This window comes from Streptacidiphilus sp. ASG 303 (assembly GCF_020991365.1).
Taxonomy (GTDB): Bacteria; Actinomycetota; Actinomycetes; order Streptomycetales; family Streptomycetaceae; genus Peterkaempfera.
Window position 1 is genome coordinate 1 of record NZ_JAJLRA010000014.1, and the last position, 26,838, is coordinate 26,838.

General features: G+C 78.4%; 16 protein-coding genes and 1 pseudogene. 9 read left to right on the forward strand and 8 right to left on the reverse strand.

Features of this window, described 5'->3' with window-relative positions:
* Positions 1-161: 161 nt before the first annotated feature.
* Together LO771_RS18285 and LO771_RS18290 are read right to left on the reverse strand one after the other, a co-directional pair.
* On the reverse strand, positions 162-2,588 hold the full coding sequence (locus LO771_RS18285; RefSeq protein ID WP_230654024.1) for a Tex family protein: 2,427 nt from the start codon (positions 2,586-2,588) through the stop codon (positions 162-164).
* Positions 2,589-2,801: 213 nt separating this feature from the next.
* Complete coding sequence (locus tag LO771_RS18290) at positions 2,802-4,292, reverse strand: PLP-dependent aminotransferase family protein (protein ID WP_230653780.1); 1,491 nt, start codon at positions 4,290-4,292, stop codon at positions 2,802-2,804.
* On the opposite strand from LO771_RS18290, the gene LO771_RS18295 reads away from it, so the two are divergent.
* Positions 4,291-5,187, forward strand: coding sequence for a DMT family transporter (locus tag LO771_RS18295; protein WP_230653782.1), 897 nt, complete (start codon positions 4,291-4,293; stop codon positions 5,185-5,187). The genes LO771_RS18290 and LO771_RS18295 overlap by 2 nt on opposite strands.
* Positions 5,188-5,253: 66 nt before the next feature.
* Here LO771_RS18295 and LO771_RS18300 read toward each other — a convergent pair whose 3' ends face one another.
* The 3 genes from LO771_RS18300 to LO771_RS31100 form a co-directional block, all read right to left on the reverse strand.
* On the reverse strand, positions 5,254-5,589 hold the full coding sequence (locus tag LO771_RS18300) for a DUF779 domain-containing protein (RefSeq protein ID WP_230654026.1): 336 nt from the start codon (positions 5,587-5,589) through the stop codon (positions 5,254-5,256).
* Positions 5,590-5,838: 249 nt separating this feature from the next.
* Positions 5,839-7,362 (reverse strand): aldehyde dehydrogenase family protein, encoded by a 1,524-nt coding sequence (locus tag LO771_RS18305; protein WP_230653786.1) that lies wholly within the window; start codon positions 7,360-7,362, stop codon positions 5,839-5,841.
* Positions 7,363-7,426: 64 nt separating this feature from the next.
* Positions 7,427-9,001, reverse strand: coding sequence for a GAF domain-containing protein (locus LO771_RS31100; protein ID WP_308188935.1), 1,575 nt, complete (start codon positions 8,999-9,001; stop codon positions 7,427-7,429).
* Between the two features lie 238 nt (positions 9,002-9,239).
* Between LO771_RS31100 and LO771_RS18315 the strand changes: the two genes are divergently transcribed.
* From LO771_RS18315 to LO771_RS18340, 6 genes and pseudogenes are all read left to right on the forward strand, one after another.
* Positions 9,240-10,799, forward strand: a complete 1,560-nt coding sequence (locus LO771_RS18315; RefSeq protein ID WP_230653788.1) for a glycosyltransferase 87 family protein — start codon at positions 9,240-9,242, stop codon at positions 10,797-10,799.
* A gap of 59 nt (positions 10,800-10,858) precedes the next feature.
* Positions 10,859-11,701 (forward strand): DUF3800 domain-containing protein, encoded by an 843-nt coding sequence (locus LO771_RS18320; RefSeq protein WP_374228194.1) that lies wholly within the window; start codon positions 10,859-10,861, stop codon positions 11,699-11,701.
* A 492-nt stretch (positions 11,702-12,193) separates the two neighbouring features.
* Positions 12,194-12,772: pseudogene (locus tag LO771_RS18325) on the forward strand (SigE family RNA polymerase sigma factor); the annotation flags it as partial.
* Positions 12,773-12,876: 104 nt separating this feature from the next.
* Entirely contained in the window at positions 12,877-13,935 is a 1,059-nt protein-coding gene (locus LO771_RS18330) for a hypothetical protein (RefSeq protein WP_230653793.1), read from the forward strand.
* Between the two features lie 134 nt (positions 13,936-14,069).
* Positions 14,070-17,165, forward strand: a complete 3,096-nt coding sequence (locus LO771_RS18335) for a S8 family serine peptidase (RefSeq protein WP_230653796.1) — start codon at positions 14,070-14,072, stop codon at positions 17,163-17,165.
* A gap of 233 nt (positions 17,166-17,398) precedes the next feature.
* Entirely contained in the window at positions 17,399-17,836 is a 438-nt protein-coding gene (locus LO771_RS18340) for an STAS domain-containing protein (RefSeq protein ID WP_230653799.1), read from the forward strand.
* A 122-nt stretch (positions 17,837-17,958) separates the two neighbouring features.
* On the opposite strand, the gene LO771_RS18345 is transcribed toward LO771_RS18340, so the two are convergent.
* The 3 genes from LO771_RS18345 to LO771_RS18355 all read right to left on the reverse strand — a co-directional run bounded on the left by LO771_RS18345 (position 17,959) and on the right by LO771_RS18355 (position 23,141).
* Positions 17,959-18,978, reverse strand: coding sequence for a sigma-70 family RNA polymerase sigma factor (locus tag LO771_RS18345; protein ID WP_230653802.1), 1,020 nt, complete (start codon positions 18,976-18,978; stop codon positions 17,959-17,961).
* A gap of 341 nt (positions 18,979-19,319) precedes the next feature.
* Positions 19,320-22,049: a glycoside hydrolase N-terminal domain-containing protein gene (locus LO771_RS18350; protein WP_230653805.1), complete on the reverse strand. Its 2,730-nt coding sequence runs from the start codon at positions 22,047-22,049 to the stop codon at positions 19,320-19,322.
* A gap of 255 nt (positions 22,050-22,304) precedes the next feature.
* On the reverse strand, positions 22,305-23,141 hold the full coding sequence (locus LO771_RS18355) for an undecaprenyl-diphosphate phosphatase (protein WP_230653808.1): 837 nt from the start codon (positions 23,139-23,141) through the stop codon (positions 22,305-22,307).
* A gap of 223 nt (positions 23,142-23,364) precedes the next feature.
* Here LO771_RS18355 and LO771_RS18360 point away from each other — a divergent pair, with 223 nt between their 5' ends.
* A complete protein-coding gene (locus LO771_RS18360) occupies positions 23,365-24,633 on the forward strand; it encodes an APC family permease (RefSeq protein WP_230653810.1) in 1,269 nt (422 codons plus the stop codon).
* A 326-nt stretch (positions 24,634-24,959) separates the two neighbouring features.
* Positions 24,960-26,792: a long-chain fatty acid--CoA ligase gene (locus LO771_RS18365; protein WP_230653812.1), complete on the forward strand. Its 1,833-nt coding sequence runs from the start codon at positions 24,960-24,962 to the stop codon at positions 26,790-26,792.
* Positions 26,793-26,838: the final 46 nt, after the last annotated feature.

Sequence of the window (26,838 nt, forward strand, 5' to 3'; positions counted from 1 at the left end):
CGGCGGGTGGGGGGAGAACGAGGCTGGCGGTGCGTGCCTACTGGACAGAGCGGGGAGACCGGCGGGCGGCCGGGCCGGCGGGGCTGGGGGGGGCGGCCGGGCCGGCCCGACGGTGGCGGAACGGGTTGGAGCACGGGGGGGCCGCCGGGTGGCGGGCCGGATCAGCGGCCCGGGCGCTCCGGGCCCGCGAGTCCGGCCCGGCGCAGCGCGTCGGCCATGGCGCCGCCGGCGGGCGCGCCGCCGGAGCCCCCGCCGCGCTGCTGCCGGGGCGGACGCGGCCCGCGCCGCCCGCCGCCGTCACGCCCGCCGCCGTCGCGGGAGCCGCCGTCCCGCCCTCCGCCGTCCCGGCCGCCGCCCTGCTGCGGGCGCTGCCCGCCCCCGCCGCCCGCGGCCGGTGCGGCCTCGTCGTCCAGACGCAGCGTCAGCGAGATCCGCTTGCGCGGCACGTCCACGTCGAGCACCTTGACGCGGACGACGTCGCCGGGCTTCACCACGTCGCGCGGGTCCTTCACGAAGGTTCTGGACATGGCGGAGACGTGGACCAGGCCGTCCTGGTGGACGCCGACGTCGACGAAGGCCCCGAAGGCTGCGACGTTGGTGACCACGCCCTCCAGCAGCATGCCGGGCAGCAGGTCGGAGAGCTTGTCGACGCCCTCCTTGAAGACCGCGGTGCGGAAGGCGGGGCGCGGGTCGCGGCCCGGCTTCTCCAGCTCGCGGAGGATGTCGGTGACCGTCGGCACGCCGAAGGTGGCGTCGGCGAACTCCCCCGGCCTCAGCGAGCGCAGCAGCGCGCCGTTGCCGATGAGGGAGCGCAGGTCGCCGCCGGTGGCGCCGAGGATGCGGCGCACCACCGGGTACGCCTCGGGGTGGACGCTGGAGGCGTCCAACGGGTCGTCGCCGCCGGGGATGCGCAGGAAGCCGGCGCACTGCTCGAACGCCTTGGGGCCGAGCCGGGCGACGCCCTTGAGGTCCTTGCGGGTGCGGAAGGGGCCGTGGGCGTCGCGGTGCAGCACGATGTTCTCGGCCAGTCCGGCGCTGATGCCGGAGACGCGGGTGAGCAGCGGCGCGGAGGCGGTGTTGACGTCGACGCCGACGGCGTTGACGCAGTCCTCGACGACGGCGTCGAGGGAGCGGGAGAGCTTCACCTCGGACAGGTCGTGCTGGTACTGGCCGACGCCGATCGACCGGGGGTCGATCTTGACGAGCTCGGCGAGCGGGTCCTGGAGGCGGCGGGCGATGGAGACGGCCCCGCGCAGCGACACGTCGAGCCCGGGGAGCTCCTGGGAGGCGTAGGCGGAGGCCGAGTACACCGAGGCGCCGGCCTCGGAGACCATGACCTTGGTCAGGCCGAGGTCGGGGTGGCGGGCGATCAGGTCGGCGGCGAGCCGGTCGGTCTCGCGGGAGGCGGTGCCGTTGCCGATCGCGACCAGGTCGACCCGGTGGGTGCGGGCGAGGCGGGCGAGGGCGGCGACCGCGTCGTCCCAGCGGCGCTGCGGCTCGTGGGGGTGGACGGTCTCGGTGGCGACGACCTTGCCGGTGGCGTCGACGACGGCGACCTTGACGCCGGTGCGGAAGCCCGGGTCCAGGCCCATGGTGGCGCGGGTCCCGGCGGGCGCGGCGAGCAGCAGGTCGCGGAGGTTGGCGGCGAAGACGCGGACGGCCTCGTCCTCGGCCTCCTGCCGCAGCCGGGTGCGCTGGTCGATGCCGAGGCGGACGAGGATGCGGGTGCGCCAGGCCCAGCGGACGGTGTCCAGCAGCCAGCGGTCGGCGGGGCGGCCGCGGTCGGCGACGCCGAACCGCCGGGCGATGCGCTGCTCGTAGTCGCCGGGACCGGTGCGCTCCGCCGGGGCAGCCTGTCCTGCGGGCTCCTCCTCCGGCTCCAGGACGAGGTCGAGGACCTCCTCCTTCTCGCCCCGGAACATCGCCAGGACGCGGTGCGACGGCAGCTTCACGAAGGGCTCGGAGAAGTCGAAGTAGTCGGCGAACTTGGCGCCCTCCTGCTCCTTCCCCTCGCGGACCTTCGCGACCAGGCGGCCGCGGGCCCACATCCGCTCGCGCAGCTCGCCGATCAGGTCGGCGTCCTCCGCGAACCGCTCGACCAGGACCGCGCGCGCGCCCTCCAGGGCGGCCGCGGTGTCGGCGACGCCGCGCTCCGGGTCCGCGTACGGGGCGGCGGCGGCCTGCGGGTCCTGCGAGGGGTCGGCCAGCAGGAGGTCCGCGAGCGGCTCCAGCCCGGCCTCGCGGGCGATCTGCGCCTTGGTGCGCCGCTTGGGCTTGTAGGGGAGGTAGACGTCCTCCAGGCGCGCCTTGGAGTCGGCCGACATGATCCGCTCGCGCAGGGCGTCGTCGAGCCTCCCCTGCGCCTCGACGGACTCCAGGACGGCGGCCCGCCGCTCCTCCAGCTCGCGCAGGTACCGCAGCCGCTCCTCCAGGGCGCGCAGCTGGGCGTCGTCGAGCGTGCCGGTCGCCTCCTTGCGGTAGCGGGCGATGAACGGCACGGTCGCGCCGCCGTCGAGCAGGCCGACGGCGGCGGTCACCTGCCCCTCGCGCACGCCGAGCTCCTCGGCGATCCTCTGCTCGATGGACATGGTCGTCACGGTCGTCACGGTCGGGAACCACCCTTGGTCGCTGTGCCTCGGGTGCATTCTGGCAGGCCGGGCCGACAGCGCCGGGGAGGGCGCCCCGGGCGGGGCGGCGGCCGGCGGCCGTGCACGCCGCGCCGGGGCCCGGACGGCCGGGCGGCGGGGCGGCCGGGCCGCCGGCGGCCGGGACGGGCGGACCGCGCCGCCCCGCCGGGGTGCTCAGGCCGGGCCGGCGGGCTCCCCGGCGCGGGGGGAGCAGACCTGTGCGTACGCCCGCCGCAGCCGGCGGACGCCCTCCCGGAGCTGGTCGTCGCCCACGGCGCCGATGTAGCTCAGGCGCAGGTGCGGTGCGGACGCCTCGGCGGGGAAGTACGGCCTGCCGGGGGTGACGGCGACGCCGGCGTGGAGGGCGGCGGCGGCGAGGGCGGTCTCGTCGGTCCCGGCGGGCAGGCGCAGCCACAGGTGGTACCCGCCGTGCGGGACCTGCGCCCGCAGCGCGGGGAGCTCCCGGCCCAGGGCCTCGGCCACGGCGGTCCGCCGGCTGCGCAGGGCGTCGGCCAGTGTGCGGAGGTGGCGTCTCCAGGCGGGCGAGCCGACGAGTTCGAGGGCGGTCTCCTGCAGGGGGCGGGGGACGAAGAAGTTGTCGATCACCTGGGTCGTCCGCAGCCGTTCCATGGCGGGTCCGCGGGCAGTGAGGGCTCCGACGCGCAGGCTGGGCGAGGCGGCCTTGGTGAGGGAGCGCACGTGCACGACCACCCCGTCGGGATCCTCGGCCGCGAGCGTCCGGGGAAGGGGCGGGGCGTCGGCGTGGACCAGGCGGCGGGCGAAGTCGTCCTCCACGACGAAGGCCCCCGCCCTGCGTGCGATCCGGAGGACCTCGCGGCGCCGTTCGGGCGGGAGGGTCGCGCCGGTGGGGTTGTGGAAGAGGGGCTGGCAGACGAACACCCGCGCCCCCGTGGCACGGAAGGCGTCCTCCAGCAGGTCGGTGCGCACCCCGTCCGCGTCGAGCGGGACGGGGACCGGCCGCAGCCCTGCGGCCCGTGCGACGGCGAGCATGCCCGGGTAGGTGGGCGATTCGACGAGCACCGGTGCGCCCGGGGCCGCGAGGGACCGCAGCGCGGTGCTGAGCGCGCTCTGGCCGCCCGCGGTGACGAGGACGTCGGCACCGCCGAGGAGGGAGTCCGGTCCGGCGATGTCCCGGGCGAACCAGGCCCTGAGGTCAGCGAGCCCCTCGACCGGCGGCCGCTCCCAGGTGCCCGGCCTGCGGCCCGCCCTGGCCAGGGCTCCGGCGAGGGCGCGCTCGGGCTGCAGGGAGGGGTGCAGGTAGCCGCCGTTGAGGTCGATCGAGCCGGGCGGCGGCACGGCGAGCGTGGCCAGCAGGCCGGAGGCGTCCGCGCGCCGGGGGGAGGGCGGCCCGTCGCCCGCCGGGCCGGGCGACGCGTCGGCGCTGAGGGCGGCCTCCTGCCACGAGAGGTCCCCCGGCGGCCGGGGCCCGGCCTGCGGCCCGGCGCGGAAGACGCCCGCCCCGGGGCGGGAGACCACCAGGCCCTCGGCGACCAGTGCGGCGGTCGCGCGCGACACGGTCACCGGGCTCACCCGGTACCGCTCCATGAGGGACCGGCTGGAGGGAAGCCTGCCGCCTTCCGGATAGCGCTCCAGCTCGCTGCGGAGGACACCCAGGAGGTGCGCCACACTGCTATCGTCATTCATGACAGCAGAAAATAGCGCTACTCCCGCCCGGTGGATAGCAGTGGACCGCGGGACCGTCCTCGCCGCGCTGGGAGTGCTCGGCTTCTCCTTCAGCTTCCCCGCCACGGCCTGGGCGCTGGACGGCTTCGGCCCCTGGACGGCCACCGGCCTGCGGGGCGTCCTCGCCGCCCTCGTGGCGGGGGCCTGCCTGGCCGTCGGCCGCGTCCCGGTCCCGGAACGACGGCACTGGCCCGGCGTCGCCGCCGTCGCCGGGGGGTGCGTCATCGGCTTCCCGCTGCTGACCACCCTCGCGCTGCGGACCTCCTCGACCGCCCACTCCGCCGTCGTCGTCGGCCTGCTGCCGCTGGCCACCGCCGTCGTCGCGGCCGCGCTCACCGGGGAGCGGCCCTCGCGGCTCTTCTGGTGCGGCGCGGTGGCCGGAGCGGTCGCCGTCGCCGGCTTCACCCTGCAGCAGAGCCACGGCGAGCCGACCGCAGCCGACGCCTACCTGTTCGGGGCGCTGCTCGTGTGCGCCGTCGGATACGCCGCGGGCGGCCGGCTCTCACGCCGCATGCCGGGGTGGCAGGTCATCGCGTGGGGGGTGGTGGCGGCGCTGCCGGCCACCCTCGCCACGACCCTGCTGGCCTGGCCGTCCGAGCCGGTGCACCTCACCGCCAGGGCGGTGGCGGGCATGGCCTACGTGGCCGCGGTCTCACAGTTCGGCGGCTTCGTCGTCTGGTACCGCGGCATGGCCGCCGTCGGGGTCGCCAGGGCCAGTCAGCTCCAGCTGGCCCAACCGCTCGTCACCCTGGCCTGGTCCGTACTGCTCATGGGCGAGCGGGTGTCGCCCGCCGCGCCGTTCACCGCGGTGGTCGTCCTCCTGTGCATCGCGGTGACCCAGCGTGCGCGCAGCTGACCCACCACGCCCGGCGGGGTCCGGACCGCCGTCCGCGGCCGGGGCACGGCTCCGGCCGGCCCCCGGTCAGAGCAGGCCGAGGGAGGCCAGCTCGCCGTCGGTGAGCAGGCGGGAGCGGATGAGGAAGCGCAGGCCGGTGGGCGCCTCCAGGGAGAAGCCGGCGCCGCGGCCGGGGACGACGTCGACGGTGAGGTGGGTGTGCTGCCAGTACGCGTACTGGGCGCGGGCCATCCAGAAGGGGACCGGTCCGGCGCCGGGCACGTCGAGGTCCCCGAGGTGGACGTCGCTGCCGCCGGTGAGGAACTCCCCGGCCGGGTAGCACATCGGCGCGGAGCCGTCGCAGCAGCCGCCGGACTGGTGGAACATCAGCGGGCCGTGCTCGGCATGCAGTTCGCGCAGCAGGTCGGCGGCGGCGGGGGTGAGGGCGACCCGGGCGGCCGGGGCCGCCGGTGGTGTCCGGAGCCCGGGTGCGGCTGCGGGGTCGGGTGCGGCTGCGGGGTCGGGGGCCACGGGTGTCTCCGTCTCCGGCGGGGTCGGGCGGGGCGGTGCGGTGCGGGGGCGCACCGTGCGGGCCGCGGGGTGCGGGCCGCACGGTACGGGCCGCGGGGTGCGGGGCCGCCAGGGGTGGGACGGCCCCGCACCGCGCGGGGCTCAGAACAGGCCGAGGCCCTGGTCGGAGTAGCTGACCAGCAGGTTCTTGGTCTGCTGGTAGTGGTCCAGCATCATGCGGTGGTTCTCCCGCCCGATGCCGGAGTTCTTGTACCCGCCGAAGGCGGCGTGCGCCGGGTAGGCGTGGTAGCAGTTGGTCCACACCCGCCCGGCCTGGATGGCGCGGCCCGCCCGGTAGGCGCGCGAGCCGTCGCGGCTCCACACGCCGGCGCCGAGCCCGTACAGGGTGTCGTTGGCGATCCGCAGGGCGTCGTCGAAGCCGTCGAAGCGGGTGACGGAGACGACGGGGCCGAAGATCTCCTCCTGGAAGATCCGCATGCTGTTGTCGCCCTCGAAGACGGTCGGGGTGACGTAGTACCCGCCGGACAGCTCGCCGCCGAGGTCGGCCCGCTCGCCGCCGGCCAGGACCTTGGCGCCCTCGGCGCGGCCGATGTCGAGGTAGGAGAGGATCTTCTCCAGCTGGTCGTTGCTGGCCTGGGCCCCGACCATGGTGTCGGTGTCCAGCGGGTTGCCCTGGCGGATCGAGGTCACCCGCTCCAGGGCGTCGCCCATGAACCGGTCGTAGATGGAGGACTGGACCAGGGCGCGGCTGGGGCAGGTGCAGACCTCGCCCTGGTTGAGGGCGAAGAGCGTGAAGCCCTCCAGGGCCTTGTCGTAGAAGGCGTCGCGCTGGTCGGCGACGTCCTCGAAGAAGATGTTGGGGCTCTTGCCGCCCAGTTCCAGGGTGACCGGGATGAGGTTGCCGCTGGCGTACTGCATGATGAGCCGGCCGGTGGTGGTCTCACCGGTGAAGGCGATCTTGCGGATGCGGCTGCTGGAGGCCAGCGGCTTGCCCGCCTCGACGCCGAAGCCGTTGACGACGTTGACGACGCCGGGCGGCAGCAGGTCGGCGACCAGCTCCATGAGGAGCAGGATCGAGGCCGGGGTCTGTTCGGCGGGCTTGAGGACGACCGCGTTGCCGGCGGCGAGGGCGGGGGCGAGCTTCCAGACCGCCATGAGCAGCGGGAAGTTCCAGGGGATGATCTGGCCGACCACGCCCAGCGGCTCGTGGAAGTGGTAGGCGACGGTGTCGTCGTCGATCTGGGAGAGGCCGCCCTCCTGGGCGCGGATCGCCCCGGCGAAGTACCGGAAGTGGTCGACGGCCAGCGGCAGGTCGGCGGCCAGGGACTCACGGACGGGCTTGCCGTTCTCCCAGCTCTCGGCGACGGCGAGCATCTCGATGTTGTCGGCGATGCGGTCGGCGATCCGGTTGAGGACGAGGGCGCGCTCGGCCGGGGAGGTCCGGCCCCAGGCGGGGGCGGCGGCGTGGGCGGCGTCGAGGGCCTTCTCGACGTCCTCGGCGCTGCTGCGGGCGACCTCGCAGAAGGTCTGCCCGGTGACGGGGCTCGGGTTCTCGAAGTACCGGCCCTTCACGGGCGGGACCCACGCGCCGCCGATCCAGTTCTCGTACCGGGACCGGTAGGTGGCCGGGCTGCCGGGTCGGCCGGGCGGCTGGTAGACCGTCATGGGTGCGCCTCCTCGCGCTGTGGCACGCCCCCGGCCCGCCCGGGGACGGCGCTGCGGGGCGACGCTAGCCGCGGGGGGGTTGCGGGAGGGTTGCGGTGCGCGGCGGTGCCGCCCGGCGGCGGGACGGGGCCTTCGGGGACGGCGCCTTCGGGGACGGCGGTGCGGGAGGCGGCGGCGCGGAGCCCCGGGGGCGGGGGACCGCGGCTGACGGGGCGGCGGGGGCGCCGGACGCCGGGCGGGGGCGCGGCGGGGCGGCGAGCGCGGCGAGGTCGGCGGCGATCAGGGTGCGGCGGGGCGAGCCGGGCGGCAGGGCCCGCAGTGCCGCCTCCAGGACCCGGGGGTCGGTCCGCCCCTCGGGGCGCCGTGCCCACTCGGCGAGCAGTTCGGGTCCGGCGTGCCGCAGCAGGACGGCGCGGAGCCCGGCGGCGAGGGCCTCGCGCTCCTCGACGACGCCGGGCGCACCGGAGCGCGGCAGCACCGGGCCCGGGCAGTGCCGCAGCGCCTGGCGGTGGGCGCCGCGGGCGAGCAGGCGGCGGACGTCGTCGGCGTCGGTGGCGAGGGGCGCGGTGAGCCGGTACGGGCGGGAGCCGAGCAGGGCGTCGCCGACGAGGCGGCGCAGCCGCGACATCTCGGCGCGGACGGTGACGCGGGCCGACTCCTCCTCGTGGAGCAGGGCTGCGAGGGCGTCCGCGCTGAGGCCGCCGGGGTGGCGGGAGAGGAGCAGCAGGATCTCGGAGTGGCGGGGGGCGAGTTCGCGGGTACGGCCGTCGGGGGTGGTGAGCAGGGCGCGGTCGCGGCCGAGGACCTGGAGCCGGGCGGTGCCCGGGGCGGCACCCGGGCCGGTGGCCGCGGCGCCGGTGGCCGGGGGGCTGGGGGCCGCGGCGCCGGTGGCCGGGGGGCTGGGGGCCGCGGCGCGGGGGGCGGCGGCGCGGGGGGCGCTCCGGGTCCGGCCCCGGGGCGCGGGGGCCGCGGCGCCCTGGCGGTGGCGCAGGAGCAGTTCGCCCTCGGCGGCGGCCGCGGCGGCCCGTACCAGGGCGAGGGCCTGCGGGGAGGCCACGTGGTCGCCGCCGGTGACGTCGAGCACGCCGAGGACCCTGCCGGTGGCGGGGTCGTGCACGGGGGCGGCGGCGCAGCTCCAGGGGTGGACGGCCCGGGAGAAGTGCTCGCTGGCGAAGATCTGCACGGGGTGGTCGAGGGCGAGGGCGGTGCCGGGGGCGTTGGTGCCCGCCTCCTCCTCCCGCCAGCAGGCGCCGGGGGCGAACCCCATCCGCTCGGCGCGGCGCAGCAGGCCGGGGTGGCCCTCGACCCAGAGGAGGTGCCCCGCGGCGTCGGCGAGGGCGACGACCTGTCCGGCGTCGGCGGCCGGGTCCACGAGCAGGTCGCGGACCAGCGGGAGGACGGCGGCCAGCGGGTGGTCCCGGCGGCGCAGGCGCAGCTGCTCGTCGGTGAGGGCGACGGAGGGCGAGGCGCGCTCCGGGTCGACGCCGCTGCGGGCGCAGCGGCGCCAGGAGTCGAGCACGACGGTGCGGATGCCGGGGGCACGGCCGGTGCACAGGAAGGACTCATGGGCGCCGGAGGCGGCGCGGCGCACGGCGGCCGGATCGGCTCCCTGCGGCCAGGCGATCCACGGGCTGGGCACGGCCATCACCCCGTTCGGCCGGTTGGCGGGCGGCTGGGCGGAGGGGCGGCGGGTGGGCGCGCTCCTCCGTGGCGCAGCGTAGTGCGGGCGGGGCCGGTCGGCCACGGTGCGTGCGGCGGCGGCTGCGGATGGCGGCCACGAAGGGGTGACCGTCCGGAGCGGGGACCGGACCTTTTGGCACGTCCTGCCTATATTCGCGGCTTGTCAGGGGATCGGGTGGGCCGGTACGGAGGCGACGGTGGCGGAGACGCGGGCAGCGGTCGGGCGTCAGGACGGGGGGCCGGACCGCCCGGCTCCCGCCGGCGCGGTGGCCGCGGACGGCGGGCGGACCGGCGGGAGCCCGACGGGCCCCCGCACCCGGGCGCCCCGCACGGCGGCGGCCCGGCCCGGCCCCGCGGACGCGGGGACGCACGGCGCGGGGACGCACGGCGCGGACACGCCGGGCGCGGGCCCGGCGCTCCCGGGGCCTGCGGGCGCGGTCCCGCCGGCCCGGGCGCGCTGGTACCGGCCGGACCGCTGGCCGCACGACGTCGCCGGGCTGGCCGGCTACTGGGCCTCCAGCCGGCTGGTGATGCTGGGCCTGGTGGCGACCGGCCGCGTCCAGCAGCCGGTGGAGGTGGTGGACCTCTACCACCGCTGGTACGAGGGCCTGCTCGCCGGGCACTTCCCGGTGGGCGACGTCTCCTGGCAGTACCCGCCCGGGGCGGCCCTGGTGATGCTGGGTCCGGGACTGCTGGGGCCGCTCGGCTACCTGGCGGGCTTCGTGGCGCTGAGCCTGGCCGCCGACGCGGCGGTGCAGGGCGCGCTGCTGCGGGCCGGCCGCCGCCCGGGCCGCAGCCGCGCCGGCGCCTGGCTGTGGGCGCTGGGCCTGCCGCTGCTGCTCGACCTCCCCTACATCCGGTACGACGTGCAGGTGACCGCGGTGGCGGTGGCCGCACTGCTGGCGCAGCGGCGCAGGCCCGGCCTGGGCGGCGCGCTGGCCGGGGTGGGCGCGATGGTGAAGGTGTGGCCGGCCCTGACCGTGCTGGGCACCCCCCGCGGCCGCTCCACCCGCGACGCGTGGCTGGCGCTGCTCGCCTCGGCGGCGGTGCTGGCGGTGCTGGCGGCGGTGGCGTTCCGCGGCGCCTTCGGCTTCCTGACGGCGCAGCACCGCCGGGGGGTGGAGATCGAGTCGCTGGGCGGCAGCGCGCTGCAGGCGGCGCGGCTGCTGGGCTGGCCGGGCCGGGTGCAGACCCGCTACGGCTCGGTGGAGTTCCAGGGCCCGTACGTGTCCCTGGTGGCGGAGGTGTCGCTGGCGCTGACCTGCGCGGCCTTCGGCTGGCTGCTGCTGTGGCGGCTGCGGGCGCGGCGCTGGACGGCGGCGACCCCGTACGACGCGGCGCTGACGGCGGTGCTGCTCTTCACCGTCACCAGCCGGGTGGTCAGCCCGCAGTACCTGGTGTGGCTGGTGGGGCTGGCCGCGGTCTGCCTGACGGTGCGGGGGACGAGCCAGCGTCCGGTGGCGGGCCTGCTGCTGCTCGCGACGGCGGCGACCACCCTGGACTACCCCCTGTACTTCTGGAGGATGATCGAGGGGGACGGGCCGGCCGCCGGGGTGGTCGTGGTGCGCAACGCGCTGCTGCTGGCGGCGGCGGTGCTCTCCTGCGTGCGGCTGTGGCGGGCGTCGCGGCCGCGGGGGGCCGGCGTGGGCGGAGCGGGCGTCGCGGGCGGAGCGGGCGTCGCGGGCGGAGCGGGCGTGGCGGCCGGAGCGGGCGTGGCGGCCGGAGCCGTCGGATCGGCCGGGCCGGCCGAGGCGTAGCGGGGCCCGCGACCGGCGATAACCCCTGGGGAACCGCACCCCGGGGAGGCGCCGTGTGGATGGTCTTCGTGGACGACAGCAAGACCGACCAGGTGCCCCGCGCCGGGCTCGGCCAACTCGTCGCCCTGGGGGCGGTGTTCGTGCCAGAGGACGCGCTCGGCCCCTACGCCGCCGACCTGGCGGGGCTGTGCGCGGAGCTCGGGGTGCCCGAGGGGGTCGAGCTGAAGTGGAACCCGGGCCGGGCCGCGCCGCAGTTCTGGCGCGGCGCCGGGGGGCGGCTGCGCCCGGCGTTGCGCCGCGGGATGCTCGAGCTGGCCGCGGACCACGGCATCCGCTCCGCCGTCGTCGTCTGGGACCGCGGGCACCTGGACTGGCCCATGCGGGACCGCGTGGAGCCCGCGGTCCTCGCCTACCTCTACGAGCGGATCGAGCGTTTCCTGGCCGAGCGGGACGCGCTCGGCGTGGTCGTCGCCGACGAGCCGGGGCACGCCGGCGGGTCGTGGCTGCGGGCGGCGAAAGAGCTCACCGAGTCCGGCACGCCCCACGTCGTCCCGGAGCGGGTGGTGCTGCCGATCCTCACCGCCCCCTCCCACCTGGTGCCGCACCTCCAGCTCGCCGACCTGGTCGCGGCGGCGACCACCGCCGCCGTGGCCGGGCGCCCGGCCGGACTGGAGCTGCTGGAGCCCCTGGCCCGGCTGGCCCGGCGCAACGAGGCGGGGCGGATCGGCGGCGCGGGTCTGGTCCTGTGGCCGCCGCAGCTGATGGACCTGCACTTCTGGCTGTTCGGCGAGCGGGTCTACCGGCGGCGCGGCCGGGAGCACCCCCTCGGCCCGGCCGCCGCCCCCGCGGACCGGCCCGGCCGGATCTTCCAGCGCACGGACGGCCTGGGCCGTACGGCCTGACGGCCCGACGGACCGACGGACCGACGGACCGACAGTTTGACGGTCCGATGGACTGACGGACCGACCGCCCGGCGGCGCCGTCGGCCTGTCGGCCGGGGCCGCCGGGGCCGCCGGGGCCGCCGGGCGACCGCGACGCCGGACGACGGCGGGCCGGGGGCGCTGCGGCGCCGCCGCCCTCACCCCGCCGCGCGCAGCGCCTCCGCCGGCGGGGTGTCGCCGGAGACGGCGGGGATGCCCTGCCGGACGGCCGGGCAGGGCGTGGCGGACCCGCCCGGGAGCTGGGGCCGGGCGCGGCATCGCTGCTACTCTCGTCCAACCCGTGACCGGGAGCCGAACCCCCTTTCGCCGCAACGGAGTTCGGCGGCCCGTACGGCCGTCCGGCCCGGACGGCCGCCGGGCCGCACGCGGTCCCGGCGGCCCCGGGCAGGGCGGGCGAGGGCCGGCCCGGGTCCGCGGCCCACCACCGCGGGCGGGCACGGAGGGAGGGCGGACATTCCCCAGGACACAGCCGGCGCGGAGGAGTTCCACGCGTTCTTCGAGCGCCACCACGCGGAGCTCTCCCGCCTCGCCCACCTGCTCACCGGCGACCCCGACTCCGCCGACGACCTCGCCGCCGACGCGCTCGTCGAGGTGTGGCGCCACTGGGACCGGGTCCGTGCGGCCGACTGCCCTGCCGCCTACGCCCGGGGGATCGTCGCCAACCTGGCCCGCAGCCGCATCCGCTCCCTCAGCAGGGAGCGGCGGCGCGTCGGGGTGGCGGCCGCGCTGTGGCGGGACCGCTCCGACGACCCCGACGTGCCCGCCGTGCTCGACGTGCGCACCGCCCTGGACCGGCTGCCGTTCCGCAAGCGGGCGTGCGTGGTGCTGCGGCACGCCTTCGACCTGTCCGAGCAGGAGACCGCGCGGGTGCTCGGCATCTCGGTCGGCACCGTGAAGAGCCAGACCTCGCGCGGCGCCGCGCAGTTGGAGGCGCTGCTGAGGCCGGCCGCGGCCGACGCCCCGTACGATGCGCGGGTCCCGGCGGGCGCGGCGGCCCCCGGCCGCGGCGGCGGACCGGGCGGCGCGGCCGGCGGCGGGGCGGGCGGCGACCCGTCGGCGCCGCGGCGGGCGGCGGCGCGGCGCCGCGCCCGGCGGTCGCCGGCGGCCGTCGGCGGCGGCGGCCGGGAGGAGGAGTGATGCCGGGGCGGGACCACGGAGGCAGAGCCGACCGGGACGGGGCGCTGCACGCCGCGCTGCACGCCGAGGCCTCTCGGCACGCCCCGGACCGGGAGTACATCCTGCGGCGTGTGCGGCAGGCGCAGCGGGAGGGCCGTCCGCAGGAGGCCCCCCTGTGCGCCTCCTCCCCGGCGCGCCGGGAGCCGGAGCGGGACCGGCCGGGGGAGCCGGACCGGTGGGCGCCGGACCGGTGGGTGACGCGCCGGCCGCCGGGGCGCGCCTCCGGCGCGGCGGCGGCGCTGGGCGCGCTGCTGCTGGCCGGCGGGGCGGCGGCCTGGGCGGCGGCGGAGGCCCGGTTCGACGACCGGCCCTCCATCCGCATCTCCGACGGGCCGCTCGCCCCGCCGCCCGCCGCACCGGTGACGCGGAGCGCGGCCCCCGGCGGCGGCACGACGGGCCCCGCGCCCGACCGGACCGGCGGCGCCGCTCGCCCGCCGGCGGACGGCCGGCAGGTCCGGGACGGCGGCCCGGGCACGGGAACGGAGGCGTCCGCCCCGCTCCCGGTCCGCACCGTCCCGGACGGCGGGCCCCTGGAGGCGCCTGCCTGGGGGACCGCCGACCCGGGAGCGGCGGACCCGGCGGCGCCGGGGTCGGTGCCGGCGCCGGACGCCTCGGGGGCCGCCGTCGAGGACCGCTTCCTGCGGGCGGCCGGCGCGGTGGACCCGCACTCCACGGACACCTGGGAGCAGGGCGACGTGACCGTGACGACGGACAGGGCCCTCCGGTCCCTCCGGGTGGAGGTGCGGATCGCCCGCACGGCGGGCGTGGCCGCGCCGACCACCTGGACCGGGCCCGGCCCGGACGCCGTCGGCACGGCGGTCGAGGAGAGCGGCAGCGAGATCGTCTACCGCTTCACCCTGCGCGGCGGCACGGTGCTGCAGCCGGGCGCGTACGTCTTCGCCGTCAGGTTCGACCACGCGCGGGGGGCGCGGGACCCGGGGCAGGACCGCTGGACGGCCTCCGCCTCCGCGGTGGACGGCACCGCCGGATCGGCGTCCGTGCACGGCGTGTTCCGCTGAACCGCCGCCGGGCCGCGGGCGGGGGCACCCGGGCCCGCACCCGGCCCGCCCCGCTCCGTCCCGCTCCCGTTCCCGGCCCACCACGCCCCGACCCGCTCCACCACGACCCATCGGATCCCAGGGGGGACCCCACCGTGACACCTCGTCGCAGGAACCGGCCGACCGGCCTGGTCCTGGGCATCGTCCTGGCGGCCGCGGCCGCCCTCACCGGGGCGGCCCCGGGCCGCCCCGCCGGACCGCCGGAGCCCTCCGCACCGGTCCCGGCCCCCGCGGAACCGGCCGCGGCCGGGGCGCCCGCGCCGGGCGGCCCGGCCGGCGGGCGGCCCGCCGACGGCCCGTACGCCGACGGCCTGTACGTCGTGCAGCTCGCCGACGCGCCCGTCGCCTCCTACGGCGGCGGCACCGCCGGGCTGCCCGCCACCCGGCCGCAGCCCGGCGCGCGGCTCGACACCGGCTCGCCCGCCGTCCGCGCCTACCGGGAGCGGCTGCGCGAGCGGCGCGGCCGGGTGCTGGCCCGGGTGCCCGGGGTCCGCCCGGTGTACTCCTACGACTACGCCCTCGACGGCTTCGCCGCGTACCTGACCGGCCGTCAGGCGGCAGAACTGGCCGCCGCCGACGGGGTGGCCTCGCTGGAGCGCAGCGAACTGCTGCCCGTGGAGAGCGTCTCCACCGCGGGCCTCCTCGGCCTGTCCGGGTCGGGCGGCGTGTGGGAGCGGCGGTTCGGGGGCGCCGCGCACGCCGGCGAGGGGGTGGTCATCGGGGTGGTGGACTCCGGCTTCACCCCCGAGAGCCCGCTCTTCGCCCCGCTGCCCGAACCGCGCCCCGACGCGGAGGTGGTCGCGCGCCACTGGAAGGGCTCCTGCGACCCCGGGGAGGAGGCCCCGGTCTCCTGCAGCAACAAGGTGATCGGCGCCCGCTACTACCACCAGGGCGTCACCCCGGTCGCCGCCGAGTACCTCTCGCCCCGCGACCACGGCGGCCACGGCACCCACACCGCCTCCACCGCCGCCGGCGACGCCGGGGTGGAGGCCGTGGTGAACGGCACCCCGGCGGGCGAGGCGGGCGGCGTGGCCCCGGCCGCCCGGCTCGCGGTCTACAAGGCCTGCTGGACCGTCGACGCCGACGGCAACCAGGCCTGCGCCACCGCGGACACCGTCGCCGCCGTCGACCAGGCGGTCGCCGACGGCGTGGACGTCCTCAACTACTCGGTGTCCGGCTCCACCTCCTCGGTGGTGAACTCCGTGGAGGCCGCCTTCTACAACGCCGCCCACGCGGGCGTGTTCGTCGCCGCCGCGGCCGGGAACTCCGACACCGGCAGGGCGGGCACGGTCGCGCACGACGCGCCCTGGGTGACGACGGTCGCCGCCTCCACCCACGACCGCCGGTACCGGACCGTGCTCACCCTCGGCGACGGCAGCACCCTCACCGGTGTCGGCACCGGCGCCGCCGTCCCCTCCGCGCCGCTGGCGGACGCCGCCGCGGCGGCCGCGGACGGCGCCGACCCGGCCCTGGCGGCCCAGTGCCGGTCCGGCTCGCTGGACCCGGGGCGGACCGCGGGCCGGATCGTGGTCTGCGAGCGCGGCGGCAACGACCGCACCGACAAGTCCCGCGCGGTGCGGGAGGCCGGCGGCGTCGGCATGGTGCTGCGCAACACGGCCGACGGCGACACCCTGGAGGCGGACTTCCACCACGTGCCGACGGTGCACCTCGACCGGGCCGACGGCGACCGGGCCGCCGCCTACGCGCGCACCCCCGGCGCCACCGCCGCCCTCTCCGCCTCCGAGGCGTGGTCGGCGCCCGCCCCCGCCATGGCGCCGTTCTCCGCGGTCGGACCGGCCGTCGCGGGCGGCGGCGACCTGCTCAAGCCCGACCTGACCGCGCCCGGCGTCGACGTGCTCGCCGGCACGGCCCCCGACAGCGCCGACGGCAACGGCTTCGGCACCATGTCCGGCACCTCGGTCGCCGCCCCGCACGTCGCGGGCATCGCCGCCCTGCTGCTGTCGCGGCACCCGAAGTGGTCGCCCGCCGAGGTGAAGTCGGCGCTGATGACCACCGCGTACCGGACGGACAACCGGGGCGCCCCGATCCCGGACGCCGGCGGACGGCCCGCCACCCCGTTCGCCTACGGCGCCGGGCACGTGGACCCGGACGCGGCCCTCGACCCCGGGCTGGTCTACCGGGCGGACTGGAAGGACTGGCAGAAGTACGTCTGCGCCGTCGGGCAGCGGCTGCCCGCCGGCACCGGCGCCGAGGGCTGCGACGGGGTGGAGCGGATCCAGGCCTCCGACCTCAACTCCCCCTCCGTCGCGGTGGGGGCGCTGGCCGGCACCCGGACCGTGGTGCGCAAGGTGTACAACGTCGGCGCCGCCGACGCGGTCTACACCGCCCGGGTCGAGGCGCCGCCCGGCTTCACCGCGTCGGTCTCGCCGCCGGTGCTCGCCGTGGGGGCCGGGGAGGGCGCCCGGTACAAGGTCGTGCTGACCCGGACGACGGCGCCGCTGGACACCTGGGCGTTCGGCTCCCTCACCTGGACCGACGGCGTCCACGCGGTGCGCAGCCCGGTCGCGGTGCGGCCGGTGGCGCTGGCGCCCGCGCCCGAGGCGTCGGCGGCGGGGCGCAGCGGCTCCGTACTGCTCCAGCCGCAGGCCGGCTACGCGGGGACCCTCAACGCCCGCGTGCGCGGGCTCTCCCCCGCCGAGGTGACCGTGGAGGCGCTGCACGGCGCGACGGGCGCCGCCTTCGACACCGCCCGGCCGGCGGCGGGGGACCACACGGCCGTCCGCACGGCGGCCGTGCCGGCCGGGACGCGGCTGCTGCGGTTCACCGCCGCCGCCCCGGGCGGTGCGGACGTGGACCTGTACCTCTACCGGCGGTCCGCGACCGGGGCGCTGACCCTGTGGACCACCTCCGCCGTCCCCGGGGGCGGCTCCGAGACCGTGCAGGTCCGCAGCCCGGCCGCCGGGACGTGGGTGCTCTTCGCCGACCTGCGCGCCGCGCCGGGCGGCGGGGGCGCGGCGGACGCCACCGTGGCCGGCTGGCTGCTGGGCGACGGGCCGGCGGGCAACGCCGTCCTCGTCCCGGCCTCGGCGGCGGTGGGCACCGGCGACCGGCCGGGCTTCCGGCTGGACTGGTCGGGCCTGCAGCCGGGCCGCCGCTACCTGGGCTCGGTGGTGTGGGACGACGGCGCCCGGGTGCTGGGCTACTCCGAGGTCGAGGTGGCCGCGGACTGACGGGGGCCCCGGAGCGGTGTCCCCGAGCGGTGTCCCGGAGCGGTGGCCCCGAGCGGCCTCCCCCGCCGCGCCCGGGGCGCTGCTCCGGGGCGGCGTCCCGGGCGGGCGCCCCGGGCGGGATGAGTTCCGCCCGCCCGGGGCGTCTCCCCCTCGTGGGGACCGCGGCCGCCGCCGGGTGCGGCGGCGCGGCCCCGCCCGCGCCGCCCGGCGCGGACCAGGGCAGGAGGACGGCGTTGGACGCATCCGCGGGAGCTCCCCCGGGCCCCTCCCCGCACGTCCCTCCGGGCCCCTCACCGCACGTCCCCCCGGGCCCCTCACCGCACGTCCCACCGGACTCCGGCCCGGCGCCCGGCCCGGGGCAGGCGCCGCGGGCGGACACCGCCGTCCTGGTCCTGGCCGGACCGCTGACCGCCGCCGACGTGCCCGGCCTGTGCGCGCGGCTGGAGGGACTGCTGTGCGGTGGCGCCGCGCGGGTCGTCTGCGACGTGGGCAGACTCGACGCCCCGGACGCGATGGCGCTGGAGGCGCTGGCCCGGCTCGGCCTCACCGCCGCGCGCCGGGGCCGGCGGATCGGGCTGCGGGGAGCGGGCGGACGGCTGCGGGCCCTGCTGGCGCTGACCGGTCTGGACGAGGTCCTGGCACTCCGCCCCTCTCCGCCGCCCGGATGCTGACGCTCCGTCGGCCGCGGCACCCGCCCGATGCGGGGACCCCGCGTCGTGGAGCGTGCCGGGCCGGGGTACCGGGCCGCGTCAGGGACCGGGCCGGGTCGGGGCGGAGTCGCGTCAGGACCGGCTCACGGCTCGAGGCGGTCGGGCAGGCCGAAGAGCGGGAAGAGCGCCGCGGTGTCGAGGAACGAGGTGAGCCCGGTGACCACGCCGTCCCTGGTCTCCAGCACCTGCAGGGCCCACGGCGTGAACGAGCCCCCGGGCCCGCCGGGACGGTACTGGCCGAAGGCCGGGGAGCCGTTGGCCGCCGTCGCCACCAGCCGCGACCCGCGGCACCCGTGCCCGGTCCCGAGGAGCCAGGCCCGTATGTCGGCGTGCCCGCGCAGCCAGAGCGCGTAGGGCGGCATGGAGAGCGTGGCGTCGTCGTGGAGGACCGCGGTCAGCGCTTCGAGGTCGTACCGCTCGAAGGCGTCGACGTAGCGGGCCAGCAGGGCGCGCTGCGCCCCGTCGGCGGGGGCGGCGGGGGCGTCCCGGGCGACCCGGCCGTCGGCGACGGCGGCGCGGGCCCGCTGGAGGGCGCTGTTGACGGAGGCGACGCTCGTCCCCAGCAGCTCGGCCACCTCCGACGCCCGCCAGCGCAGCACCTCCCGCAGGATGAGCACCGCCCGCTGCCGGGGGGCGAGGTGCTGGAGGGCGGCGACGAAGGCCAGGCGGACCGTCTCCCGCTGCACGGCCACCTCGGCCGGGTCCCCCCCGGACTCCAGGACGCGACCGTCGGGCACCGGGCCGATCCAGGCCGCCTCGGGCAGGCCGGGGGCGAGTGCGGTGTCCGCCGTGGCGGGGGACGACAGGTCCATCGGCCGGGCGCGCCGCTCGCGGCCCCGGACCATGTCGAGGCAGACGTTGGTGGCGATCCGGTACAGCCAGGACCGCAGCGAGGAGCGCCCCTCGAAGCGGTCGTGGGACCGCCAGGCGCGGACCAGCGTCTCCTGCACCGCGTCCTCGGCCTCGAAGGCGGAGCCCAGCATGCGGTAGCAGTACCCGGTCAGCTCCCGGCGGTGGTGCTCCAGGAGGGCGTCCAGGCCGGGCGCCTCGGCATCGGCCGCGGGGGCCGCCGCGAGGGCCGTCGTCGTGGTGGGGTCGCTCATCGGGGACACCTCTGTCGCCTCGGGGACCGGCACCACGCACCCTACGCGCGCCCACCGACAACGGGCCGCCGCCGGACGGGTGACCGGGGGGAGCGCGGGCCCGGCCGAGGGCGGGCGCGGCGCGCGGCGCGCGGTGCGACCGGGGGGAGGCGGCGGAGGGAGACGGCGGAAGGAGGCGGACGGGCGGGGGGAAGGCGTAGCAGCGGGGGCCCGGGACGGGGCGGCGGTCCGGCCGGGGGACGGTCCGGCCGGGGGACGGTCCGGCCGGGGGACGGTCCGGCCGGGGGACGGTCCGGCCGGGGGACGGTCCGGCCGGGGCGGGGTCCGCCCCGCCGGACCGGTCACCGGACCTGCCGCGGCACCGCGGCCTCGGCGGTGACCACGGTCTCCTCCCCCGCCCGCAGCCCGATCCGCACGGCGCCGTTCGCGCCCCGCGGCAGCGGCGGCCCGCCGGCGACCCGGATCGCGGCCGCCGGGCGGCCGACGCGCAGGGCGACCGTGCGGTCGGCGTCGGCGCGCAGCACCGCCCGGACCCTCCCGGCGCCCAGGTCCCAGGCCAGTTCGGTGACGGTGGCGCCGAAACGGGTCCGCACCCCGGTGAGGGTGCCGGTGGGGAGGGTGTCGGGCAGCGCGGGCAGCAGGGTGAGCCGGGCCGCGCCGTCCGGGCGCCCGGGGCGCGAGCGCACCAGCATCTCGACGAGCAGCGCGGGCAGCCCGTGGGCGACGTCGGCGCCGAGGGCGTCCCGGTAGGGGCGGCGGCTGCTCATCAGGGAGCGGAAGAAGAAGTCCCGGTCCAGGAGGCGGGAGAGGTGCCGGGCGGCCAGGGCCGCGTCCTCCAGGCGGGCGGCGGCCAGGGCCCGGTGCAGGTGGCCGTGGCCGGACTCGTCCCCGTCGCCGCCCAGCCGCAGGGCGGTGCGGGCGGCCGCGGCGAGCGCCGGGGTGTCCTCGGGGGTGATCTCGTCCAGCGGCCAGACGGGGTGGAGGTGGCCGGTGCCCCGGCGGTCGCGGACGTCCAGGTGGGCGGGCCAGGCCCACTCGGACAGCGCCCCGTCGCCGTCGACCCGGTAGTCGGGCAGACGGGCGGCGAGCTGCCGCCACAGGGTGGTGCGCTCGGGCGTGATGCCGTCGGGCCGGTACCGGGTGCAGAGCGCGGCGGCGGTGGTGAGGGCGTGCCGGGCGGCGGCGATGTCCGCGGTGGCGTTGACCGACACCGCGGGCCCCCTGCCGCCGGCCTCGGCCTCCCCGGGTCGGTCGCCGGGCTCCCCGGGGAGGACGCCGGGCGGGCACGACGGGACGACGACGACCCGGCCGTCGGGGCCGGTGCGGGTGAGGAAGTCCTCGTAGAAGACGGCGGTGTCGATCAGTGCGGGCAGCAGCCGCCCGCGCAGGAAGCCCTCGTCGCCGGTGGTCTCCGCGTGCTCCAGCAGGGGCAGGAGCAGCCAGTCGGCGGCGGCGGTCCAGACGGGGTGCTCCCACGGGTCGCCGCCGGGGCCCAGGAGGCCGTCCTCGCCGTCGGTGCGGGCGGGGGCGACCGCGCCGCGGGTGCCGAAGAGCCGGCGGGCGTTGCTCCGCCAGTCGTCGAGCTGCCCGAGGACCAGTCCGGCGTGGGCGAGGGAGACCTCGGGCAGGTCGGCGGCCGCGGCGGAGGCGGTCTGCAGGCCGAGGTGGGGGCCCGCGGCGAAGTCGCCCGCGCCCTCGGCGTCCCACGTGCCGGTCCACAGGCCGCACAGCCGCGGCGGCCGGTGGCCGGCGGCGGAGAGCAGGTGGTGGCGCCCGGCCGCGAAGAGCAGCTCCAGCAGCGCGGGGGTGAGGCGGCCGGGCGTGGCGGCCTGGCGCTCCAGCAGCTCGGCCACGGGCAAGGCCCGTTCGGCGGGGTCGCCGCCCAGGTCGAGGGCGACCCGGTCGTACGCCTCGCGGTGCAGCCGGACGTGGCGGGCGAGCAGGGCGGCCGGGTCGTCGGGGATGGCGTACATCCCGGTGTCGAGCCCCGCCAGCTCGGGGCAGTCGGCGGTGACGGGCCCGCGGGCGGTCCGGGTGACCAGCAGGAGCTCGCGGGCGCCGGTGACCCGGATGCGGGGGCCGTCGCAGACCACCTCGCCGCCGACGGCGACGACCCGGGTGGCGCCGCGGTAGCCGGTCTCGCTGTCGGGGTAGCGGGCGCGCAGCCGCAGCAGGGCGGAGTCGCGCGGGGCGGGCGGCGAGGCCGGGGTCCCGGGGGCGGCGGGGGCCGCGAGGGGGCCGGGTCGGTACACCGAGCGGACGGCGAGGCGGAGCTCGGGGGGCGAGCCGGGGAGCCGGCCGTCGAGGTCGACGACGGCCTCGACGGTGCGGCCGGGCGGGGCGGCGAGGTGCTGGACGACGGCGTCGTCGGCACGGGAGGTGAAGCAGGACGAGTACCACTCGCCCTCGCCGGGGTCCTCCCGCCAGGCGGCGGAGGTGACGCCGGTGCGGAAGTCGAGCCGGCGGCGGTAGTGGGTGGCGGGGCGGGCGTCGGCGCGGTGCCAGCGGACGGCGAAGGCGGGGTGGAACGGCCGGGGGCCGTCCGGGCCGTCCTGCGTGGTGGCGGCGGGGGCGGGGCCGTCCTGCGTGGTGGCGGCGGGGGCGGCCGGGGCCCGGCGGACTCCCGCGACCAGCGCGTCCTGGAGTTGGCGCAGGGCGGCGGCCGGGTCCGGCAGGGGCGCTTCGCGGGAGGCGGCGGCGCGGGGACGGACCATGGCGTGGTGGGTGACCACGACGGTCTCGTCGGCGGTCGCGCCGTGCACCAGGGCGCCGTGGCGGCCGTTCCCGGTGAGGTGGCAGTCCTCCCACCGGGCGGCGGGGGCCGTGTCGTGGATGCCGTGGGCGCCGCGGGCCGGGACGGCCTCCGGCCGGGCGGGGGCGGACGGGGCGGGGGCGGACGGGGCGGTCCGATCGGGGACGGTCCGGACAGCCGAGCCGGACTGGGCGGCCGGGGCGGGCCGGGCGGGGACGGGCAGCCGGGGCACGCCGGGGGCGGCGTGCCCGCCGTGGTCCGCCGGGGTCCTGGAGGCCGCACGGGACGACGACGTCCGAGCTGCTTCGTGGGGGGACATGGCGGCTGGTCCTCTCATGAGCGGCAGGTGGGGGTGGCTCGCCTCTCAGTGGTCGCCATGTCCACGATAGGTTGCCGCCTTCCGGCGGAATGTTCTGGTCCGGTGGACGGGTGTTCACCCCGCCTCCACGGACATCCCCGCCCCGGGACCGCCCCCGCGCCCACCCCCCGGCCCCGGGTCCGAGGACCCGCAGGCGCCCGGACACGACGGGGCCCGGCGGACCGCCGTGGTCCGCCGGGCCCGTGCCGCAGGGGGTCAGGCGTTCAGCACACCCGTGCCCAGCAGGCCGAAGAGCAGCAGGCCGACCAGGATGCGGTAGACCACGAAGACGTTGAAGGAGTGCTTGGCGACGAACTTCAGCAGCCACGCGATCGAGGCGTAGGCCACCACGAACGAGATCACCGTGCCCACGGCCAGCGGGGCCGTGCCGACCCCGGCGCCGAGCGCGTCCTTGAGCTCGTACAGGCCGGCGCCGGTCAGCGCGGGCAGGCCGAGGAAGAACGACAGGCGGGTGGCGGCCACCCGGTCCAGGTCGCGGACGAGCGCGGTGGAGATGGTGGCGCCGGAGCGGGAGAAGCCGGGGAAGAGCAGCGCGAGGATCTGCGAGCTGCCGACGTACATGGCGTCCTTGAAGGTGACGTCGGCCTCGCCGCGCTTGAAGCGCGCCATCTGCTCGGCCACCCACATCACGGCGCTGCCGCCGATCAGCGAGCCCGCCACCACCCACAGCGAGGCCAGCGGCCCCTCGATGAGCGGCTTGGCCGCCAGGCCGACCACCACGATCGGGACGGTGGCCCAGATCACCCACCAGGCGAACTTGTAGTCGTGCTCCTGGCGCAGCTCGCGGTTGGCGATGCCGCGGCCCCAGGCGGAGACGAACCGCACGATGTCGCGGAAGAAGTAGACGAGGACGGCGGCGATCGCGCCGACCTGGATCACCGCGGTGAAGGCGACCACCGAGGCGTCGTCCACCGGAATGCCCATCAGCCCCTCGGTGATCTTGAGGTGGCCGGTGGAGGAGACCGGCAGGAACTCGGTCACCCCCTCCACGACCCCCAGGACCACGGCTTGGCCGACACTGATCGCGCTCACTGAAATATCCATCCCTGCGGTGTGTGACGTGACGGGCGCCGGACTGCGTGCGAGGTCCCCCCTGGCGGGTGTCGGCGAGCGACCGGGGAGAGGGTGCGGACCGGAACGTGCACAGCGTAGGGGTACCGGGTGAACACCCGCGCACCGGCCGCCGCCCGGCACGCCCTACTAGGGTGCCCCTCCGGCGGCCGCGGGGGCCGCCGGGACCCGGGCGGGAGCAGGCGTGGACGGGACACCGCGGGAGGCGGCGGCGCAGGAGGGAGCGCTCCGGCGCGGCCTGGGACTTCGCGACGCGGTGGTGGTCGGGCTGGGCGCGATGCTGGGGGCGGGCGTCTTCGCGGCCTTCGCCCCGGCGGCGGCCGCGGCGGGCTCGGCGCTGCTGCCCGCCCTGGCCGCCGCGGCCGTGGTCGCGTACTGCAACGCGACGTCCACCGCCCGCCTGGCCGCCCGCCATCCGGAGTCCGGTGGGGCGTACGTGTACGGGCGCGAGCGGCTGGGCCCGTTCTGGGGGTACCTGGCGGGCTGGGCGTTCACGGTGGGCAAGACGGCCTCCTGCGCGGCCATGGCGCTGACCGCCGGCTCCTACCTGTGGCCGGGGCAGGCGCACGCGGTGGCGGTGGCCGCGGTGGCGGCCGTGACCGCCCTGGACTGCGCGGGGGTGCGGAAGGCGGCCTGGTTCACCCGGGCGGTGGTCGCCGCCGTGCTGGCCGTGCTGGCGGCGGTGGCCGCGGCCTGCCTGGCCTCGGGCGCGGCGGACGCGGGGCGGCTGCTGCCGGGCGCGGACTCCTCCCCCGGCGGGGTGCTGCGGGCCGCGGGCCTGCTCTTCTTCGCCTTCGCCGGCTACGCGCGGATCGCCACCCTCGGCGAGGAGGTGCGCGACCCGGGGCGGACGATCCCGCGGGCGGTGCCGCTGGCCCTGGGGATCGCCCTGGCGGCGTACGCGGCGGTCGCCGCGGCGCTGCTCGCGGTGCTGGGCCCGGAGCGGCTGGCGGCGTCGGCCGCGCCGCTGGCGGACGCGGTACGGGCGGCCGGGGCGCCGGCGCTGGCGCCGGCCGTGCGGGCGGGGGCGGCGCTGGCGGCCCTGGGGTCGCTGCTGGCGCTGGTCCTGGGCGTCTCGCGGACGGTGCTGGCGATGGCCCGCGACCGGCACCTGCCGCACGCGCTGGCGGCGGTGCACCCGGGCGCGCACGTGCCGCGGCGCGCCGCGGCGGCGGTCGGCGCGGTGGTCGCGGCGGTGGCCGCCGTCGCGGACGTGCGCGGCGCCATCGGCTTCTCGTCGTTCGGGGTGCTCGCCTACTACGCGGTGGCGAACGCGTCCGCGTGGCGGCTGGGTCCGCGGGAGGGGCGGCCGCCGCGGGCGGTGCCGCCGGTCGGACTGGCCGGCTGCCTGCTGCTCGCTCTCGCGCTGCCGGGCGCGTCGGTGGCGGCGGGCGCGGGGGTGCTGGCGCTGGGGGCGGCCGTGTACGGGGTGCGGCGGGCGGTCCGCCGCTGACGCGGGGCGGCCCGGGGGCCGCCCGTCCGGGGCCGGCGGAGGCCGTCCGGACGTCCGGCGTCCCACCCGCCGGGGTCCCGGCGGGCGGGGTGCACATCGCGTGGAGGTTCCTCGCGACCCCCGTGCAGAGGTCGGGGAGCCCGGCGGCCGGCCGCGGGCCGGAAAGCCGCGAAGGCAGGCGAAGCAGGCACTCCGCTCCGCCCTTATGCCGTCTTCGCCTCGATATGCCGGGGCCGACCGGATGGTCGGACGCCCTCTGGGCAGCGCACCGGAGCCGGGGGTAACTTGCGGTAACCCCACTGGCTCCGGAAGGGGATTCAGGCAGCATGCACGAGTTCGGCGTCCCGCCCCTGGTCGAGGCACCGCGGACGGGCGGCCTGGCCGACTCCGTCTACCTGGTGGCCGAGGAGGACCCCCACCTGGTCCAGCTCCGCCGCCGCGAGCACGCCCGGGACGGGGAGTGGCTGGAGGTCACCGCGGCGGTCTTCCGCGACGAGGTCCTGGCCCTCGCCAAGGGCCTGCTCGCCAACGGCATCCGGCTCGGGGACCGGGTCGCGCTGATGTCGCGCACCCGCTACGAGTGGACGCTCTTCGACTACGCCCTCTGGTCGGTCGGCGCCGTGCCCGTGCCCGTGTACCCCTCCTCCTCGCCCGAGCAGGTCCGCTGGATCCTCGCCGACACCGGGGCGGTCGCCTGCGTCGTCGAGCACGAGGACCACGCGATGACGGTCGGCGCGGTCTGCGACTCCCTCCCGTCGCTGCGGCGGATCTGGCAGCTCGACAGCGGCTGCACCACCGAGCTGATGGGCGACGGCGTCGCCGTCGCCGACGAGCTGGTCCACCGGCACCGCAGGTCGGTCACCCCCGGCTCCGCCGCCACCGTGATCTACACGTCCGGGACCACCGGCCGTCCCAAGGGGTGCGTGCTCACCCACGCCAACTTCGCCGCCGAGTGCGACAACCTGGTGACCGGCTGGAGCGAGGTGTTCGCCGGCCGGGGCGGCGAGCAGGCCTCCACGCTCCTGTACCTGCCCCTCGCCCACGTCTACGCGCGGATGGTGCAGGTCGCCTCGCTGCGCGGCGGCATCGCCCTCGGCCACCAGGCGGAGACGTCGCCGGAGCAGCTGCTGCCGGCCCTGGCCTCCTTCAGGCCCACCTTCCTGCTGGCCGTCCCCTACATCTTCGAGCGCATCCACCGCCGGGCGAGACAGGCCGCGGAGGAGGCCGGCCGGGGCGACCTCTTCGCCAAGGCCGCCGACGTGGCGGTCCGCTGGGCCGAGGCCGCCGAGCGGCGGGCGCTGGGCGAGGGGGCCGGGCCGAGCGCGGCGCTGCGGCTCCAGCACCAGCTGTACGACATGACGGTCTACGCGCGGGTGCGGGCGGTGCTGGGCGGCCGGATGCGGCACGCGGTGTGCGGCGGCTCGGCGCTGAGCCGGGAGGTCGCCCTCTTCTTCGCGGGCGCCGGCATCACGGTGGTCGAGGGCTACGGGCTGACCGAGAGCACCGCGGCGGTGACGGTCAACCCGCCGGGCCGCGTCAGGTACGGCACGGTGGGGCGCCCGGTGCCGGGCTGCACGGTGCGGATCGCCGAGGACGGCGAGGTGTGGGTCCGGGGCGGCACGGTCTTCGCCGGGTACCTCGACAACCCCGGCGCCACGGCCGAGGTGCTGCGCGGGGGCTGGCTGGCCACCGGCGACCTCGGCGAACTGGACGACGAGGGCTACCTCACCATCACCGGCCGCAAGAAGGACATCATCGTCACGAGCGGCGGCAAGAGCATCGCCCCCGGCGTGCTGGAGGAGCGGGTCCGCGCCCACCCGCTGGTCTCCCAGTGCCTGGTGGTGGGCGACGACCGGCCGTACGCGGGGGCGCTGGTCACCCTGGACCCGGAGGCGCTGGCGCACTGGCAGCGGGTGCGGCACAAGCCCCAGGCCGAGCCCCGGCAGGTGCTGCGCGACCCGGACCTGCAGGAGGAGATCCAGCGGCTGCTGGTGACCGCCAACACCGCGGTGTCGCGGGCGGAGTCGATCCGGGCGTTCCGGATCATCCCCGAGGAGTTCACCGAGGAGCGGGGGCTGGTGACGCCTTCGCTGAAGCTGCGGCGCGGCGCGATCGTCAAGGCGTACGCGGCCGACATCGAGGAGCTGTACACCGCCTGACCGGGCCCCTCCCCCGCCGGTCCCGCGGCGCGGCCCGCCGCTCCGT